20 protein-coding genes are annotated in these 15575 nt (G+C 47.4%); 9 read left to right on the top strand and 11 right to left on the bottom strand.

Features of this window, described 5'->3' with window-relative positions; translation table 11 throughout:
- The 4 genes from JW727_03970 to JW727_03955 all read left to right on the top strand — a co-directional run.
- The coding region (locus JW727_03970) for a hypothetical protein (GenBank protein ID MBN2095179.1) at window positions 1–741 on the top strand (741 nt) is incomplete at its 5' end.
- A 38-nt stretch (window positions 742–779) separates the two neighbouring features.
- Window positions 780–941 carry a hypothetical protein gene (locus JW727_03965; GenBank protein MBN2095178.1) on the top strand — a complete coding sequence of 54 codons (162 nt, stop codon included), beginning with the start codon at window positions 780–782 and terminating at the stop codon, window positions 939–941.
- Between the two features lies 1 nt (window position 942).
- The gene (locus JW727_03960; protein MBN2095177.1) at window positions 943–3357 is read left to right on the top strand and encodes a hypothetical protein; all 2415 of its coding nucleotides are present in this window, start codon (window positions 943–945) and stop codon (window positions 3355–3357) included.
- Window positions 3354–3545, top strand: coding sequence for a hypothetical protein (locus tag JW727_03955; GenBank protein ID MBN2095176.1), 192 nt, complete (start codon window positions 3354–3356; stop codon window positions 3543–3545). The genes JW727_03960 and JW727_03955 overlap by 4 nt, the downstream gene beginning before the upstream one ends.
- Before the next feature lie 29 nt (window positions 3546–3574).
- On the opposite strand, the gene JW727_03950 is transcribed toward JW727_03955, so the two are convergent.
- Entirely contained in the window at window positions 3575–4393 is an 819-nt protein-coding gene (locus JW727_03950; GenBank protein ID MBN2095175.1) for a hypothetical protein, read from the bottom strand.
- A 63-nt stretch (window positions 4394–4456) separates the two neighbouring features.
- Window positions 4457–4918 (bottom strand): hypothetical protein, encoded by a 462-nt coding sequence (locus JW727_03945; protein MBN2095174.1) that lies wholly within the window; start codon window positions 4916–4918, stop codon window positions 4457–4459.
- A gap of 22 nt (window positions 4919–4940) precedes the next feature.
- Here JW727_03945 and JW727_03940 point away from each other — a divergent pair, with 22 nt between their 5' ends.
- Window positions 4941–6002, top strand: coding sequence for a CBS domain-containing protein (locus JW727_03940; GenBank protein MBN2095173.1), 1062 nt, complete (start codon window positions 4941–4943; stop codon window positions 6000–6002).
- A 15-nt stretch (window positions 6003–6017) separates the two neighbouring features.
- Here JW727_03940 and JW727_03935 read toward each other — a convergent pair whose 3' ends face one another.
- Together JW727_03935 and JW727_03930 are read right to left on the bottom strand one after the other, a co-directional pair.
- Entirely contained in the window at window positions 6018–7826 is a 1809-nt protein-coding gene (locus tag JW727_03935; protein ID MBN2095172.1) for an ATP-dependent DNA helicase, read from the bottom strand.
- An 82-nt stretch (window positions 7827–7908) separates the two neighbouring features.
- Entirely contained in the window at window positions 7909–8271 is a 363-nt protein-coding gene (locus JW727_03930; GenBank protein MBN2095171.1) for a hypothetical protein, read from the bottom strand.
- 168 nt (window positions 8272–8439) lie between these two features.
- Here JW727_03930 and JW727_03925 point away from each other — a divergent pair, with 168 nt between their 5' ends.
- Both JW727_03925 and JW727_03920 read left to right on the top strand, forming a co-directional pair.
- Window positions 8440–9387, top strand: a complete 948-nt coding sequence (locus JW727_03925; protein MBN2095170.1) for a hypothetical protein — start codon at window positions 8440–8442, stop codon at window positions 9385–9387.
- Between the two features lie 98 nt (window positions 9388–9485).
- On the top strand, window positions 9486–9932 hold the full coding sequence (locus JW727_03920; protein MBN2095169.1) for a hypothetical protein: 447 nt from the start codon (window positions 9486–9488) through the stop codon (window positions 9930–9932).
- Window positions 9933–9988: 56 nt separating this feature from the next.
- Here the strand turns inward: JW727_03920 and JW727_03915 are convergent, their stop codons facing one another.
- From JW727_03915 to JW727_03905, 3 genes are read right to left on the bottom strand one after another with little or no spacing between them, the layout of a single operon-like run.
- On the bottom strand, window positions 9989–10345 hold the full coding sequence (locus tag JW727_03915) for a hypothetical protein (GenBank protein ID MBN2095168.1): 357 nt from the start codon (window positions 10343–10345) through the stop codon (window positions 9989–9991).
- Between the two features lie 19 nt (window positions 10346–10364).
- Window positions 10365–11120, bottom strand: a complete 756-nt coding sequence (locus tag JW727_03910) for a TatD family hydrolase (GenBank protein MBN2095167.1) — start codon at window positions 11118–11120, stop codon at window positions 10365–10367.
- Between the two features lie 22 nt (window positions 11121–11142).
- Entirely contained in the window at window positions 11143–11574 is a 432-nt protein-coding gene (locus JW727_03905; protein MBN2095166.1) for a hypothetical protein, read from the bottom strand.
- 91 nt (window positions 11575–11665) lie between these two features.
- Here JW727_03905 and JW727_03900 point away from each other — a divergent pair, with 91 nt between their 5' ends.
- Window positions 11666–12394: a hypothetical protein gene (locus tag JW727_03900; GenBank protein ID MBN2095165.1), complete on the top strand. Its 729-nt coding sequence runs from the start codon at window positions 11666–11668 to the stop codon at window positions 12392–12394.
- Window positions 12395–12412: 18 nt separating this feature from the next.
- Here the strand turns inward: JW727_03900 and JW727_03895 are convergent, their stop codons facing one another.
- The 3 genes from JW727_03895 to JW727_03885 all read right to left on the bottom strand — a co-directional run bounded on the left by JW727_03895 (window position 12413) and on the right by JW727_03885 (window position 14648).
- Window positions 12413–13504: a signal recognition particle-docking protein FtsY gene (locus tag JW727_03895; GenBank protein ID MBN2095164.1), complete on the bottom strand. Its 1092-nt coding sequence runs from the start codon at window positions 13502–13504 to the stop codon at window positions 12413–12415.
- Between the two features lie 60 nt (window positions 13505–13564).
- Window positions 13565–14317: a hypothetical protein gene (locus tag JW727_03890; GenBank protein ID MBN2095163.1), complete on the bottom strand. Its 753-nt coding sequence runs from the start codon at window positions 14315–14317 to the stop codon at window positions 13565–13567.
- 91 nt (window positions 14318–14408) lie between these two features.
- Window positions 14409–14648, bottom strand: coding sequence for a DUF357 domain-containing protein (locus tag JW727_03885; protein ID MBN2095162.1), 240 nt, complete (start codon window positions 14646–14648; stop codon window positions 14409–14411).
- Between the two features lie 74 nt (window positions 14649–14722).
- Here JW727_03885 and JW727_03880 point away from each other — a divergent pair, with 74 nt between their 5' ends.
- Window positions 14723–15160, top strand: coding sequence for a hypothetical protein (locus JW727_03880; protein MBN2095161.1), 438 nt, complete (start codon window positions 14723–14725; stop codon window positions 15158–15160).
- 61 nt (window positions 15161–15221) lie between these two features.
- Here JW727_03880 and gatC read toward each other — a convergent pair whose 3' ends face one another.
- Window positions 15222–15494 (bottom strand): Asp-tRNA(Asn)/Glu-tRNA(Gln) amidotransferase subunit GatC, encoded by a 273-nt coding sequence (gene gatC, locus JW727_03875; GenBank protein ID MBN2095160.1) that lies wholly within the window; start codon window positions 15492–15494, stop codon window positions 15222–15224.
- Window positions 15495–15575: the final 81 nt, after the last annotated feature.

Here is a 15575-nt window from a genome sequence, read left to right as displayed (position 1 = left end):
GAAAAGGGGCAACTTAGCAAGCTTCAGATTCTCGGTCCCTATGGCGAAACCATCAGCTTTCAGCCCTGCACGGATGAAACTTCCGGGGCGGCAAAAGACGCCGACGGATACTATTTGCTCGACGGAGGGTGGCTTTGCAAAAAAGGGGATGCAGGCTACTACCTATACAACCCCTATGCCTTCTGCAAGCTTGACGGCGAAAACCTGCCATCGGATCCAAAGCCCGGATATCTGGAAAACCGCATTCCTTCAGGGACGCTAAAAAGAAAATGGGCGTTCATTGAATACGAGCGCGAAAAGCAGTATGCCTGGGACCTGGCAAAGCAGGCCATAGACAGCGCCCAGATGTCGTTTAAGGGGGCGGGGCTTGGAACCGGCTCCGGGGCATCGGGCAGCGGCTCAAGCGGTGGAGCCACTGAAGACGGCTCTTCCACGCCGGAAGACGAGAGCGCGTCCGGAACAACCGGAACAGAAGCGGAGGAAAAATATACCGTACAGCTTCCGTCCGAGTTCTGGAGAATGTCCAACTGCAAGAACTGCAAAAATCTCTGCTGGGCGAAGCTTGGCGCCATTGACCTTCCGGGGAGCAAAAATGAGGGTGATGAAAACTATATCTGCAACCACAAAGACCTCTTGCCTTCGGGGTATCTCTGCAAGGGGGAAGACCCGGAATGTGTAATTACCATGTCCCTGCTTTCAAGCGCCGGCGCCGTGAAAGTCCAGTGCCCCTGCACAAGATAGTGGCTTCATGCATATTCTTGAAAAAAGAAGTATGGATTATGGTTAACATCAGCTCACTGCCCATGTGGGTGATTATACTTGCTTCGGCGGTTCTGCTAATGGTGATTTTTACAAAAGTGCTTAACATAGACGTGCTTGGAAACATCAGCTCGATGATTATGGGTCTTGCAAGAAACATTCTTGCAAGCGTCTCGTTCTAAAATGGCAGAAATCACGGACAAGCTGCTGACCCAAGTCGTCCTGATACTTATACTCCTAGCAGTCCTCCTTTCGCTCTACGCCTATATCCAAAGGTCTGCCGAAAACACAAACCTGGTGCAGGATGCAGATGAAAGAATCGACATCATCGTGTCAGACAGGGTTCCTGCAGGGTGCTTCATCCCACCAGGAGACGACGGAGAAGAAATATATAATGCTATCGAAAAATCCGACCTTAAGGACCAGTGCCTCAAAATGGAAGACACTCTGCTCGGCGGGGAATATGTCGGCTGGAGTGAGATAAAAGCCAAGTCTGCATACGGGATTAAGCTTGACGGCTATTGCAGCGAAAAGAAGAGAGCTACCTGCCTTACGCTGGAGGAAAAAATCATTGAAGGGGATTCCTCTGATGAAAAACGAAACCTCGAGTTTGGATATGAAACGCAGACAAAGGTTGGAAGCGGGGTAAATGACAAGGAGTTTGTTGAAACAGGCAAGACCCCCCAGGTATTTGTAGTGGAAAGAGGGCGGGAGGCGCGCCTGTCGCTATATGCCGGGGTGAGGGTTGGCGGAAACAGGACTGTTCAAAAGATTACCGGCGCCCTTTACAAAGGCACGGTTGGCGAAAGCGAGCTTATAAGCAACTTGGTTGGTGAGGAGAAAAGCTGCTACACAGGAGAAAACTTCAACTGCTACCAGTCAAGCCGGGATGCGGAAAAATGCCACTGCAGCGAAACGCTAAGGTACTATGAAGAAGATCCCCTTGACCTGTGCAAGAACTGCGGGCTTCTCGGCGGAAGCGGAAGCGATTTTTCCTCCGGATGCGAAGAAGGCCAGAAACGAAGCGCTTACCTCTTATGTGAAATCTCAGGGAAAGAGGAATGCGAAGCCCTTACTGCCTGCCCCAACTGTCCCGATATGTTCAAAAGCCCCGAGATAGAGCTTGACACCTGCAAAGGGCTTAGCAGCGCAAAAAGGGAGGGCTGCCTGAAATACCTTGAGTTCGAGAAAAATGTTTTTCAGATTGTCTCACCCAATTACACTATTGTAAAGCTTGGCGACGTGCAGCTTACTGACCCCACCTTTAGGGGAACTGCCTATGCCTCTGCCTCCGTAACTGTGACAGAGCCGGCTACAGCCCTGAGCTGCTACAGCCCTGAACGGCTAAACGACTACCTCCAGTGCTGCAACGAGTTCTGCAAGGAGGGAAACTCCAGAAGTCTGGAATGCAAAAAGCCGGAATTTGCCTGCACCGTTCCCGTAGACCCTGCCTGCACGGGCGCAACCTGCCCTGCACCCGAAACCACCTGCCAGGACAAGCTTGAGTGCTCTACAACCCAGGCACTTAGTGATGAGAACCGTTATGTCCTGTGCAAAAACTTCTGCTCATCGCAGGACGCCTACTACAGCGAGCCCGCAGAAAGCGGCTACCCTGACAGAAAGCTCTGCACTGAAGGCTGCGACTGGGCCTACCGCATGGAAAACCAGTATGGCGAGTTAAGCATCAAAAACATACAAGCAGTCTTCATAATGGACACCTCCATAAGCATGGATGACGAGTGGGCTGAGCTTTGCGCTGCAATAGAGACACTTGGAGAGGAGATGCAGGATGAGGGTTACAACATCAAGGTCTGGGTATATTCACTTGGCCAGGACCGGACATGCGGCGGCCTTTCCTTCTTCGATGATGCAACCTACGGAACAATTCCGGGCCATGAAGAAAGCTGGGGGCCTGGGGCTGCATGGGTGATGAACGAAGCAAACCACCGCTGGGATGACGTGCCTTCCCAGAGGATAATATTTGTCGTGGGCGATGAAGGGCCATATGAAGGGGGAACCTGCGCAGAAGGCCGCTCTGGAACCGACTGTGTCGGCGTGATAAATTCAGAGGAAGACATTAACTCTGTGGCTGTTGCCGCAAACATGGCAAAGGAGGCCGGAAGAAACATCCGGATATACGGGCTCTGGGGGGACATGGACCACATACCAACGGACGGCGACAAACAACTCATTGAGAAGATGTTTTCAGACATTTCAGTTCCAACTGGTGGGTCTGCCCGGCATTTCAGGGCAAGCCAGGACATAAAAGACCTTCTTACCAGCTCCGTAAGCCGTGGGGCGGCATTCGACAAGGGATACAACAAATACACTGATTTATCAAAAGAGGAAAACCGCATAGAGCCAGACACCCCGCTACTTTTCAAGAGGGGGTATGAAGAGGTCTATTCGGGGCTGGTTTACATAGTTGACTGGGACCCCTCAGGAAGGGCTGATTGGAGCTACCCTTACGTCGAGAGAGGAGAAACGCACTGGGACCAGATAAAGATGCAAAAGCAAAACCTGGACGGGACAACTGAAGCCCACTCAAAGACCATAGGCGCGCATATCGCCGATAAGATTAAGGAATTGTACGGATGATTATGGAAAATAAAGGCAAATCCCCCCACATGAAAGGGGAAATGCATGACCTTACGAGAAACCTTGTGCTGCTTTTAATCCTTTTTGTCGTGCTTATATCAATTGCCGTCCTGGTAAGCGGACATGCTGTGGCGCTTGCAAAATCCATTGCGTCAAGCATCGGGCTGATTGCCCCAACGATAAGCTAGACCATGCCACAATCTAAATGAATAATAAATTAGCTCTGGTAATACAGGTAAACCTTCGCTCCCTCGAGACGGAAGTCGCTGCCTGAAACAAACTTTATCGTGTTTTCCTCTGGCACCAGGTCTTTTCTTGAAAGCTTTATGTTAGTCCTGCCGGAGCAGTCGCGCCCGTTATAAAAAGACGCGCCATTGAGGAATATTTCCAGGTCTGCGGGGTACACCGAGTCAAACTTCAATTCTCCCTTGTAGAAGGAATTATACACATAGTGCGGGACGTCAAACTCATACTCCGAGGCCTCCCGTGTTCGGTAGGAATACTCAAGCCCCAGATCGGAAAGCTCATATTTTGAAGGTGCCCAGACCCTCCATCCGGAAGAAGATGTGCTGATATGAACAACCGAAGTCTTTTGCATGCCTGAAACGTCTACTCTGTAGCTTCCCCTGATAGACCTGTCAAGATAAAGTGTGGAGTTGTCAAGCGTAACTGTGAGGTCCCCGTAATTGTTAGTCTCGTCCACATCAAATGTTATTGCCGCCCCCTCAAGGTTCTCGGCAACTGAAGGGTCCAGGTCAATTTTTCTTGCGTAATTGGTAGAGCCGAAGAAAAACCCGTTCTGGACAGAAACCTGGTCCTGAAAGACCTCTTGAGTCCTTACAATCCTTTCCTCGGAAATTATGTCGCCAAGGTCGATTTCCTTCCAGAGAATATCCTCTGCCCTGTAATCCTTGGAGGAGTCAGCCCCGAAGGTTTTTGAGTCTGAGATAATCGAAACTTCAGGCCCCCCAAAGAAGGCAAACAAGAGGAACATAATGAAAAGCCCTGCAAACAGGAAGGCATATAACTCATCCATAAACTAAAAGGGAAGAATATATTTAGTAGGTACCCCAAAGAAACATAAGCAGGCAATGCCGGACTATTGGCCCTCAAAAACAAGCTCTATTGCCTCGAACATGCCCTTGCTTACTTCCTCATACTGCTTCATATAGTCCGAAAAAAGGTCGTGGTAGAATGACTTTTTGACAAACTCCTTGAACATGTTTCCCACAATGCTTTCGCACAGGTTTAGCTTCTCCCTTAGGTACACCGGGTCAAGGCGGGAAACTGTGGCCCTGATTGACACCAGGGTTGTGTCATAAGACGTAAGCGTTACAATAACCCTGAACTCAAAATTCTTGTCTATCGGTAAGCGCCCCTCAAACTCGACCTCCGCGCCCCCGGGGAGGGTCTTGTAATAGACGAGGCGTATATCCCGATAGGTCAGCCCAAGCCGCTGTGCAATAATAAACCTTACCTTATCCTGCTTTTCCTTATCCAGGGGAGTATCTGAATCAAATGACCTGTCAAAGCACGTCTCTTCGAAAAGATAACGATACATAAATTAATAACTCCTTACATTTATGATAAGCGAAATCATCAAAAAGCCGCCAGTAGCTTCCCCAGAAGATACTTTCGGCAAGATAGCCCCAAGGATGAAGGGTATCCTGGGCCTGCCGGTTCTTGACGGCAAGGATTACATTGGAATGGTTTACTTACGGGACCTTGTAGTGAGGGATTTTGACACAGGAACGAAAATTTCCGGCTTTCTGAAAAGGCCAAACAAACTCGAGAAAAATGCCGCAAAAGAAAAGCTCATGGAGGCATTTATGGAGTATCCTGTTTTGCCTGTTTTCGAGCATGGCGCTTACCTGGGGGTCATTGAACTTAATGATTTTTTGAAGCTTTTAAAGCCAAATGGAAAGGCCTGCGAATATTCTGTCGAGGCCGAAGTAATTCCTTTCGAAAGCGACATTGGCACCGCAAGAAACCTTCTGAAAGCAAATGACGCAATTCTTGTAAGCGAGAATGATGAGCTTGTTGGAGGAATTGACCTGTTTTCGCTTGCAAGGCAGATTATACCAAAGGAGGATAATACTCTCGCCGTGCAGAAAATATCCGAGAAAAGCATACAGGTCCGGCCGGTTACCGAAAAGTTTACTGCAGTAACACTTGAAACCGAGCTTTCCGAGGCGCTGGACCTTTTGGGCAAAAAATCCTATCTTGTCTGCGAGGATTATATTATAACCCCCAAAACGATACTTACCGGCCTAAGGTCAGAAAAGGAAGAAGGCAAAAACGAGGTGCTTGAGCTGGTCGGCTTTGACTTTGCAAACCAGGGCGATGGAGAGGTCAGCGCCTTTGAAGGCGCTCAGGTCATGAAGGAAATAGAGATGTTTGCAAACAGGACTCAGAAAATATTCAAACCGAGCGCAATCAAATTTCACCTTCAGGTCTCACAAAAGCCGGGAAAGGACATATATGAGCTTTACTCCAAAATCCTTACCGGCGGGCGTGTGATAAATGCACATGCCCAGGGCTACAAGATTATTGACCTTGTTCAGGACATAATCGAAAAGCTTGACACACAGCTTGAAAAAGATTGCAAGCCCCATGAAGGATACCGCAGGAAAGCCCGTAATTGAGCTTAAGCTAGGCCGCTAATTCCACTCCATCTCCTTCAGTTTCTCCCAGGGCTCTTTGCTTACGACAAAAGTGTGGTCTGCAAAAACAGGGCGGTAGTTTGACCAGGTGAACCTCTCATCAAGGTACACTATTACTGCCTTGTCGCTTTCCTTTCTTATTGCTCTCCCGCTTGCCTGGATTGCTTTCTGGACTGCAGGGTAGAGGTAGCCGTATTCCATTCCCTTTCCATACTGCTTGTCATAGCACTCGATTAAGCTCTTTGTCTCCAGGTCGGGCTTGGCAAGGGAGATTCCTGCGATAACAACTCCTTTAAGGACATTGTTGGGAAAGTCTATGCCCTGGTCGAATGAGCCGCCCTGAACGCCCAGGAGAAGGCCGCCATCGGAAAGGATAAATTGGTTCAGGAGGACTGCCTTCTGGTCCTTGCTTTGCTCGGCGTCCTCGATGAATTTCTGCTGGTGGTCTAGAAGGCGCTCCACCTGCTGCATGAATGCGTATGAAGGGAAAAAAGCAGCAACATTTCCTGAGAGGTTCGAGCATATTTTCTCTATAGCGCCAGCGTATGTCCTGTACTGGTCTTCTCCCCTCTGAGCATACCTTGTGGTGGCTATGGGCGCAATAATGTTCAGGCGGTTCTCCCTTGGAAACGAGCTTCTAAGAAGAATGGTCTCATAGTTTGGAACCCCCAGCAAGTCGCCGTACATCTTCAGCGGCTGGAGGGTTGCCGACATCAGTATTGTCGAGTGGGTTTCGGAAATCACTCCACCCGAAACAAGAGAAGGCATGAGGGCGGTGAGCCGGATTTCGTACCTGTCGCCCCCGTACGCCTTGACTCTCTTGGCGACGCGAGCATAGCTGTCGTTAGAAGCTATCCACTCCTCGATGAATTTTGCAAGAGAAGCGCAAAAACTCTTTTTCTTTCCCGCTTCCTTTGCCTGGTCGGAGACAAGCTTAAGCTCGTCCAGGAACTCAGCGCCAACTTGCCTGAAGATATTGCTCAGGTCGTCTTTCTGAAGATACGCCTCTTCCGAAAAGCCGAGGAGAACGCGCATTTCGTTGTGTATCCTTGACTGAAGTCCCATGATGTCGCCATATATTGCGCTTTTGAATTCTTTTGCTTCCTGCGCTGCCTTGTCCAGGACATACTCAGTTAGCTTAGATGAGATGAGGTCCCTTACTCTTGAGGGCAGCTGGTGGGCTTCGTCAACAATAACTATGGAATTTTCGAGCTTTTTGTTGATTTTTGCCAAAAATGTGTCGGCAATGTATGGGTTGAAAAGATGAAAATAGTCCCCAATTATGACATCGCTTCTCCTCGCAAGGAAACACGAGATTTCATAAGGGCAGAGCCCTGCGCATTGCTCCTTTAGCTCATCTGCTGCCAGAATACTGCCTGAAAGGGCATTAATTTTCTTCTGGGCGCTTTCCGTAAGCTCTCCCTTGGTGATGACGTTATTATAATACGCGCATTTGCCGTCTTTTTTCAGGAAATTGCATATCTCGTGAAAGTCGCTTCCGATCATGTCCTCCCCAAGGTAATTGCAAAGCCACAGCTTTCCGACCATGTCCGTGACTTTTACGTCCCCCATTTTCTTCAGGGCATTAAGGGCAATTGTGTGCTGGGAGTGGCGGGGTGTGAGGTAAAAAACCGTCAGCCCCTTCTCTTTAGCAAAATTCAACGTTGGGTAGAGGGCAGAGACGGTCTTTCCTATCCCTGTTGGCGCATGCACAAGGAGGTGTTTTTTGTTTTCAAGGCAGCTTGTAATCTTATCCATAAGCTCCTGCTGCCCAGGCCGCTTGGTTTCGAAAGGAAAATTGAGCATAATTGTGGTCAAAATTAAATTAGAGAAAGCGTGCCTTCCAGCCAATTAAAATGCCAAAAACAAAAGCGAGTTAAAATCTGTCCTATTTGCTGGTTGCGTAGGCCACAACTTTTTCAGCCACCTTTTTGTTCCTGCCAAAGTCGAACTTAAATACATCCTCTGAACCCAGTCCCTGGGCGTAAACTTCTGTTACGCCATCTTTCTCTTTTACTGTGGCGTAGAATGGAGTGGTCTTTACGCCCTGAAATCCAAGCGAAAGTACAGTACTTCCCCCAAGACGAGAGCTTACCCCAACAACAGTCCGAACTTTTGTCCCATCTGTAGCGTCATAACTTTCTGTCTGAGTGATGTTCCATCCATTTTTCTCAAGATTACTTTTGAGGTTCGAGTATATCTCATCTGCATCTGCCTTCACTCTGGCTCTTGCATCGCCTATCTCTGCCATATACATATAGCGCACTTCCAGTATATATTTGTTGGCAAAAGGGGTTTTTCAATGAAATTGTCCTTAAGTATATATTTTCCAGAACCGAAAAGTATTTATATATCATTCTACTTATTATTTAGTGCCTTTTTAAAGGAATATAGTTTCCTTACTAAGGGGTAATGCACTATGCGAATAAAGGAAGAAGCAGGGTTAACTTGTCCAGAATGCGGATCTGAAGAGATAATGGAGGATTCTCTTAAGGGAGAAAAAATCTGCTCCAGATGCGGGCTCATCCTGAACGACGGAATGATTGACACACAGCAGGACTGGAGGGCCTTCGACTCTGAAGACCTTGAAAAATCAGCAAGAACCGGTGCACCACTTACCAGAATGAGGCATGACAAGGGTATAGGAACAGAGATTGGCAAGAGCCAGGCAGAGCTTTTCAAAGTTTCTGCCGGTAAGCGTGGACAGTACTTCAGGATAAAGCAGTGGCAAAAACGGCTTGTATCCTCAAAAGACAGGAACTTCGGATATGCGCTAGCGGAGCTTGAGAGAATTGCCTCGGCATTGAACCTTCCCCGAAATCTTCAGGAGGAAGTAAGCTCAATGTACGAGAAGGCCTTGGAAGAAGGGCTAGTCAAGGGAAGGAGCATCGAAGCCGTAATCGGCTCGCTTGTTTACGCTCTTTCCAGAGAGTATGGCACTCCCCGTCTTATGAACGAAATCTGCGCTGTTTCAGGCGTAGACAAAAGGGACTTGGGAAGGACCTACAGGTATGTCGCAAGAAAACTCGGTTTGAGGATTCTGCCTGCAAAGGCAATTGCTTATGTACCCAGGTGCGCCACTATCTTGAAGCTTGACGACAAGACGCAGGTTACTGCAAAACAGTACCTGAACAAACTAAACCTTCAGGAGGACATCTCAGGCAAAGGCCCAATCGGCGTCGCCGCTGCAGCGCTCTACATTGCCGCGATCATGAACAGCCAGTTCATACCGCAGAGGAAGATCGCTGACGCAATAGGCGTAACCGAGGTCACCATCAGAAACAGGTGCAAAGACATAGCCAGAACCCTTGGCCTAGAAGAAGAAGTGGACAAACGGCTGAAAATTTTGGACGGAAGGGATGAATAGTCCCGATTTTTTGTTTTTTAATTAAATTCAAGCCATTACTGTCCAGAATATCCCTCAGAAGGCAATTCTAAAATTATATATATGCCACAAGTGTTATTATGGTAGAGAAGTATTCATATTTGCAGGGAGAAACCATCGCTGGGAGTAGCTATAGTGAACGGGCGTATAGCTGGATTAAGGAAAATAAATGGCCGATAATTGGAGGGGTGATTGTCGCCGGTGCGCTTTTGGCGCTTGCCGGAACAGGCATTGACAATCCATACGATCCAGGAGACCTGGGCTTCTATGAACAAACAAATTTCAGCGGAACTGGCACTGTAGACACAAGCGGCACCTGGGAATATCCTTTCCAGATGGGGCCTGAGTCATGGCACACACCGCAGGAGGGACACATTTCTCCGAATATCCACGGAGCATACATTCCTTCGCCCAATGGACCACCCACATTTTGGCAAGGCCCTTCTTCTGCGCCCACAGCCGCCCCGGAGTTGCCTGAGTGGATGAAGGGTCAGGGACTAGGCCATTTCAGGATTTCTTTTTCCTAAAGGCCAAAAAATCTTCTTGCATGTTTTGTTGCAGCTTCGCTACACCTGGCAAAGGACTACTTTTTGAGCTTATGTGTCTTTGGCTCTTTGTAAACTATTATTTTGGTCAGAACTGCCGCTGCTATCACGGTCACTACATAAGGAATGGTATTGTTGAGCACCACATCAGCCACAACAAAGATAACTACCAACGCAAGAAAAATACGATTCTGCCTATCGGCATACAAAGTGACCAACCCATTAGATTCCCGCCTAAAATACTTATAAAGAATATACACAAACAGTGCAATTAGCGCACCTAAGACACTGGCCAAATTGCCATTTTGAATGAACCCGGAGAGTAAAAAATATGCCACAACAGCAATGAGCATTGCTCCGGCTACCTCTACGGAGCTTGGTCTGATGGAGTCCATAAGATAATTCAGCGGAGCATTATATATCTTTCAAGCCAAAAAATCTTCTTGCATTGTTGGTGGTTGCCTTATCTATTTCTTCAAAAGGAATTCTTTCGAGCTCAGAAATTTTCTCTATCACCTCTTTTACCGCAATTGGCTCGTTTCTTTTTCCAAAGCCAAGCCAGGGGGCATCGGTCTCGGTCATCAATCTCTCAAGCGGGGTTTTTTTCAGGATTTTTCGGATAGATTTGCTTTTTAGGACAAGCGTGTTGACGGAAATAAAGTAGCCGTCCTCTATGGCCCGCTCCGCCAAGTCCTTGTCTGAGAAAAAGTGCATCAACACATTTTTTGCGCCTTCTTTTTCCAGTAGGTCCAAGCAATCCCCTTCCGCCTCCCTCGAGTGGATTACCAGGGGCAGGCCCAAGTCTTTTGCAAAAGATATGTGCCGCCTGAACAATTTCTTTTGCTTTTCCCTCCAGTCTTCTTCCTGGACCCAATGGTAGTCAAGCCCGCACTCGCCAAGCCCGACAAGCTTTTTCCTGTTTTTCCTTAGAAGGCCAAAAAAGGAATGGATTTCATCTTCCGAAATTTCCTTGATATATTCGGGGTGAATCCCTGCGGTTAAGAAAACAAAGCCCCTGTGCTTTTCAGCGATTTCGAGAGCCGTTTCAAAGTCCCTTGGGTGGGCGCAGCTAAAAACCACTGCCTTCAACAACTCTTTGCACCTCTTTATAACTTCCTCCCGGTCGGGGTCGTAATCTTTTTGCTCAAGATGGCAGTGCGCGTCTATCATAAGAGGGTATCTGCAAAGAAACCTAAACGGAGGAAGCGATATACCTTATGAATATATCCCTCTTCCCAATAGGCAAATGCAAGTCAAAACTTCCCTTATGAATTTCATACCCCTCCAAAGCATTCAGCCCATGCCACAATGCAGCTACACTTGCATCAGGCGCAAAAAGCACAGTTCCTCTATATCGCTTATCCGCGACATCAGTTCTGTGAAGGCGCCATCCTGAGTCTCCGATGAGCTGTAGTTCGAATTCAACTTGTCTGGGGCTAAGCATAGAATTGTCATAAGTGTTCTCTATGGGAGGATTATTCATGGCCATCAGGCCGACACCTGCATACTTGTGTGAGGGATAAAGCGTAAAATAAGGCCCGTCTTTTGTGTAAACCCTCATGCCAGGGCGGCCCTTTATTGAGGTTGTCCCTGTAATGGGGCTCACCCTTGCAATTCTTTCCATAACGCTCCTGTAAGAATTTGACATAATTATTCTTTAAAAATAAAAAAGTGGCTAGCGACTCCAAAATAACCTATATATTCCTACCATAGTTATGCCACTTCTTACATATATCCGTAATGGTCTTGGAGGCAGGAATGAAGGGGACAGTCTCAGTACCTACAACAGCAGATATGATAGAAAAGTTTCACAGGGAGAATATGTAAGCAAAGGTAGGGTTAGTCTCACCGCTGAAGGACATTCCGCATATGAAGGACTACTAAAGGTAACAAATTCTTACCTAAGCGTTTGTGAAGACGTTCTTGCAAACAATAAAACAAAGGCAGAAGCATTGATTAGTGGTGGCATGAAGGCAACTGATGCCGCTTACAGCATACTGTCTGAAACAAAAAGCGGCCAGGAATACCTTAGCAAGGTCGAAAAAGAAGTCAAAAAGGTCCGCAAACTTATTGATAGCTTAGAAAAAACATACGACAGCCAAAGAGCTCAGATTCAATCCGAAATCGCTGAGAAAACTCCAACACTATTTGACCGCTTTGATGGAATTACCGACTTTAGATATGTAGATAGACCGAGTGGATTCATCTACATTGAAAACCCTAACAGAAGTGTTATAAACGGGCACTACGAAACCCAAATTAAAACGGATTTTGGACAACAAGAAATAAACGACCAGCTCATAACTAATGCCGGCTTGAACGTAAGCCCGCAACAAAGGTTCGATATGGGATCCTACGGTCATCTCCAAGCAGAACTGGAAGCCCCGTCTGCTCAGATGCCTTTTGGCTCGCCGCATCAATCAGCAGAATCAGCAACTGCCTAGGAAATTTAATTCCCGAAACTACAAATCAAGCTTTTCGACAATCTTCTCAGGATCAAACTCCATAAGGTCACCATATCCCTGCCCGGTTCCAAGGAAAAGTATCGGCTTGTCCGTGTGCTGCCTGACAGAGAAAATAGACCCTCCCTTCTCGTTAATCTCCACCTTTGTGAAAATTAGCCCGTCAAAGCCAATAGCCGAGAAGTTTTCAAGCTGAGTCACTATGTCGCTTCCGGTTAGCGAATCCATGACAAGTATCTTAAAGTCAGGCGAGTTAACGCGCATTACTTTTTTAAGCTCTTCCATCAGCCCTTTATCGGTATGAAGCCGCCCTGCAGTGTCGCCCAAGACCACTCCATGGATTTTCTCTGCGTGCTTCTTCGCGTCAAATATGACCGCCGCAGGGTCGCCCCCATACTTGTGCTTGACGATTTCGATGCCAAGATTTTTTGCGTGCGCCGACAACTGCTCAATTGCAGCGGCCCTGAAAGTGTCGCCTGCCGCAAAAACAACGGGCACGCCGTTCTTCTTCAGGAGATGCCCAATTTTTGCAATCGTCGTCGTCTTGCCCGCGCCGTTAAAGCCAAAGAAAAGAATCGTTACTGCTTTCTGGGTTTTCATCCTGTCTTTGACAAACTTCACCAGGTCAAATCTTTCTGTTCCCAAAAGCTCAATTAGTTGCTCACGCAAAACTTCATCAGCCGCCTTTTTCTCAGTGTCCCGCAATGCCTCGACAATCTTTTCAGCGGCTTCGTACGACATGTTCGCCCGGACAAGGCCAATCTTGAGTTCTTCAAGGTCTTTTTCAGAGAGCTTTTTTGAAAACAAGGAAAAGCCAAAGCCCTTCTTCTCTTTTTCGCGCATCTTTTCTGTGGAAGCTTCAGCGCCTGGCTTACTCTTTGCAGTCGCAGTGGGCTCTCTTGTAGAAAAACTTTCTACCTTGCTGGCTGGAGCTTTTGGCAAGGACTCTTCTTTCAGAGCTTTTTGGGGCAGCTTTTCTTCGGAAACCACTTTTTTCTTTTCTTTCGGCTCACCCTTCTTTTTTTCCTCCTTGGAAGGCACCTTTACCTTGTCAAGCACCTCCTTTACCTTCTGCTTTAGGAATCCAAACATAGTCTAATTTGCCATAACGGCATAATTTTCAAAGAAGTTTAAGATTAATGCCTCAAATCACTACAACATACCAGCACAATACTCAGAAATCGGGCTGACAAAAGGTTTTCCCTGCATGTCCCTTGCAACCGGCATATAACCAATGCGGCCAGTGCCGGGTTTTGAAACCGTCCTGAACTCATCCACCCTCTCCACTTCCCTGAGCCCATCGGCAGACTCTGTCACAAACTCTGCCCTCCCGGAACTGACGCGAACCGGCTCTTCAATATGACGGTAAACTTCCACCAGGTCAAAAAGGCTTCCAATATGATTCGCTGAAACATGACTTGGCAATTCAAAAAGCCGATCATCCTTAAAGCGGCAAACCGGAATCTGGCTGAACTGGTTTCTCCCTTCATTGTACAAGCAGTTTACTGCCAGCACATCCTTTCCGAGGTAACACATTGTGCCTACAATCCCTCTATTAAGAAAAAACCTCCAGTCCGCACCGCTTGGAGGAAGTATTTCACAGTTCAGAATATTTGCGGCAATCAAGGGGTCTACTTTCAAAAAACCCTCTTCTGTAGCCACACTAAAATACCTGAAATGAAAGGGCAACAGGGGATGCGTGTGAAAATCCCCCGCAACAGTGCTTCCGTGAAAGCAATAATCCCCCAAATCTCCAAAAACCACCCTCCTTACCTCAGGGAGATTCCCCGGAGGAAGTCTGGACAGGCTCTCAACAAGATAGTCCCCACCAACTTTTGACATGCCAGACAGGTCGTAGCTGCTCTCTACCCCAGTCAGGTAATTACTCACCGCTCCTGAGAGCATAACCTGATAGAGCGGTTCCGGTATTATGAGCCGCCTGGGATGAGAAGACCTGCCATCCCAACCAGATTTCCCACTCCCCATACTGCAAAGCTCAGCAAACCTCGATTAAGCCAAGGTCTTTTGAAATCTCCAGGAATGCCCACGCCCAGACAACGGCTTCAAATGACCTGACATAGTCGCCCTTGTCAAAAAAATGCAACGAGTCGCTTATGTATGCCTCAATATTCCCTTTATGTTCTCTTCCCTTATCTGACTTGGGTGTAATCTTCAGGGCTTTGATTTTCGAAAGCCACCGCTTTGTTTCGCCGACTAGTTCCTCTTCTGTCCCCATAACTACCAAAATACTAAAAATTATCAATCAGTAGAGATAAGCCAAGAATAAGATATTTATAAAACTCCTAAGTTATGGTCTTGGACACCCTGAGGCATGCTCTTGAAAGAAAAAAGTCTAGTGCATATACTGAAGACAGGGAAGAAACGCCCCGGATAAAAAAGCCAAATGCTTACGCCTGGGGAACCTTTATCGGACTGGATGGCAGGACGAAGTACGCCAACATTGCCACAGCCGAGCCGGAAATCGTGGAAAAAGTTCTTGGGCCCATTGCAGAGCAATACCTTGAGATTAGAAAGCTTTACGGAGTGAATTTTGAAAAAGTGTCTCCTGAAGCGCTTGACGAAGCGGCAAGGCACCTGAGAATCCTTATTGAAGATATGCAGGAGTATATGAAAAAGAATCCCCGAGATCCCCTGGCCGGCTCACAGAGCGCCGCCATAGCCAGCGCCCAGGATTTATACGTGATGATTGTCGAGCTTGCTTCCAACGGTTCAGGTGCTTCTTCTTAGAGTCAATTTAAATGGCAATCCCAACAATTGCAAAATTTCTCATGAAAAAATGCCCTGTGCTTCAAACCTTCGGGCCCCGAAAATAATTCTCCTCCCTGTGGCCCGTGTTCGAGAATGCCTCCTCGATTGAAAAGCCCTTCTTGGCTACATCCTCTCTCGTCCGGTTTTTCACCTCAATCGGCTGAAACGCCGGCTCTTCGGACACCTCGATGCGGTCAATCTCATCAAAAATCTTTTTTATCTCATCGATGTCACGCGCAAACGCTTCCGCTTCCTCATCGGTCAGTGTGATGCGGGCGATTTTTGCAACAGCCCTCACGTCAACTTCTCCCATAATCCTTATCTACTGAAGATAAAAAAAGCAAATGACTACCCAGTGTATCCTTGAGTATAGAAAAAAATATAATTCAATATT

It is taken from the genome of Candidatus Aenigmatarchaeota archaeon, assembly GCA_016932615.1.
Taxonomy (GTDB): domain Archaea; phylum Aenigmatarchaeota; class Aenigmatarchaeia; order QMZS01; family QMZS01; genus JAFGCN01.
This window is presented reverse-complemented; position numbering and strand designations above follow the sequence as displayed.

Coding starts and splice junctions, on each gene's coding strand:
- JW727_03965 (MBN2095178.1), top strand. CDS start 780: ATGGTTAACATCAGCTCACTGCCCATGTGGGTGATTATACTTGCTTCG.
- JW727_03960 (MBN2095177.1), top strand. CDS start 943: ATGGCAGAAATCACGGACAAGCTGCTGACCCAAGTCGTCCTGATACTT.
- JW727_03955 (MBN2095176.1), top strand. CDS start 3,354: ATGATTATGGAAAATAAAGGCAAATCCCCCCACATGAAAGGGGAAATG.
- JW727_03950 (MBN2095175.1), bottom strand. CDS start 4,393: ATGGATGAGTTATATGCCTTCCTGTTTGCAGGGCTTTTCATTATGTTC.
- JW727_03945 (MBN2095174.1), bottom strand. CDS start 4,918: ATGTATCGTTATCTTTTCGAAGAGACGTGCTTTGACAGGTCATTTGAT.
- JW727_03940 (MBN2095173.1), top strand. CDS start 4,941: ATGATAAGCGAAATCATCAAAAAGCCGCCAGTAGCTTCCCCAGAAGAT.
- JW727_03935 (MBN2095172.1), bottom strand. CDS start 7,826: ATGCTCAATTTTCCTTTCGAAACCAAGCGGCCTGGGCAGCAGGAGCTT.
- JW727_03930 (MBN2095171.1), bottom strand. CDS start 8,271: ATGGCAGAGATAGGCGATGCAAGAGCCAGAGTGAAGGCAGATGCAGAT.
- JW727_03925 (MBN2095170.1), top strand. CDS start 8,440: ATGCGAATAAAGGAAGAAGCAGGGTTAACTTGTCCAGAATGCGGATCT.
- JW727_03920 (MBN2095169.1), top strand. CDS start 9,486: ATGGTAGAGAAGTATTCATATTTGCAGGGAGAAACCATCGCTGGGAGT.
- JW727_03915 (MBN2095168.1), bottom strand. CDS start 10,345: ATGGACTCCATCAGACCAAGCTCCGTAGAGGTAGCCGGAGCAATGCTC.
- JW727_03910 (MBN2095167.1), bottom strand. CDS start 11,120: ATGATAGACGCGCACTGCCATCTTGAGCAAAAAGATTACGACCCCGAC.
- JW727_03905 (MBN2095166.1), bottom strand. CDS start 11,574: ATGGAAAGAATTGCAAGGGTGAGCCCCATTACAGGGACAACCTCAATA.
- JW727_03900 (MBN2095165.1), top strand. CDS start 11,666: ATGCCACTTCTTACATATATCCGTAATGGTCTTGGAGGCAGGAATGAA.
- JW727_03895 (MBN2095164.1), bottom strand. CDS start 13,504: ATGTTTGGATTCCTAAAGCAGAAGGTAAAGGAGGTGCTTGACAAGGTA.
- JW727_03890 (MBN2095163.1), bottom strand. CDS start 14,317: ATGCTCTCAGGAGCGGTGAGTAATTACCTGACTGGGGTAGAGAGCAGC.
- JW727_03885 (MBN2095162.1), bottom strand. CDS start 14,648: ATGGGGACAGAAGAGGAACTAGTCGGCGAAACAAAGCGGTGGCTTTCG.
- JW727_03880 (MBN2095161.1), top strand. CDS start 14,723: ATGGTCTTGGACACCCTGAGGCATGCTCTTGAAAGAAAAAAGTCTAGT.
- gatC (MBN2095160.1), bottom strand. CDS start 15,494: ATGGGAGAAGTTGACGTGAGGGCTGTTGCAAAAATCGCCCGCATCACA.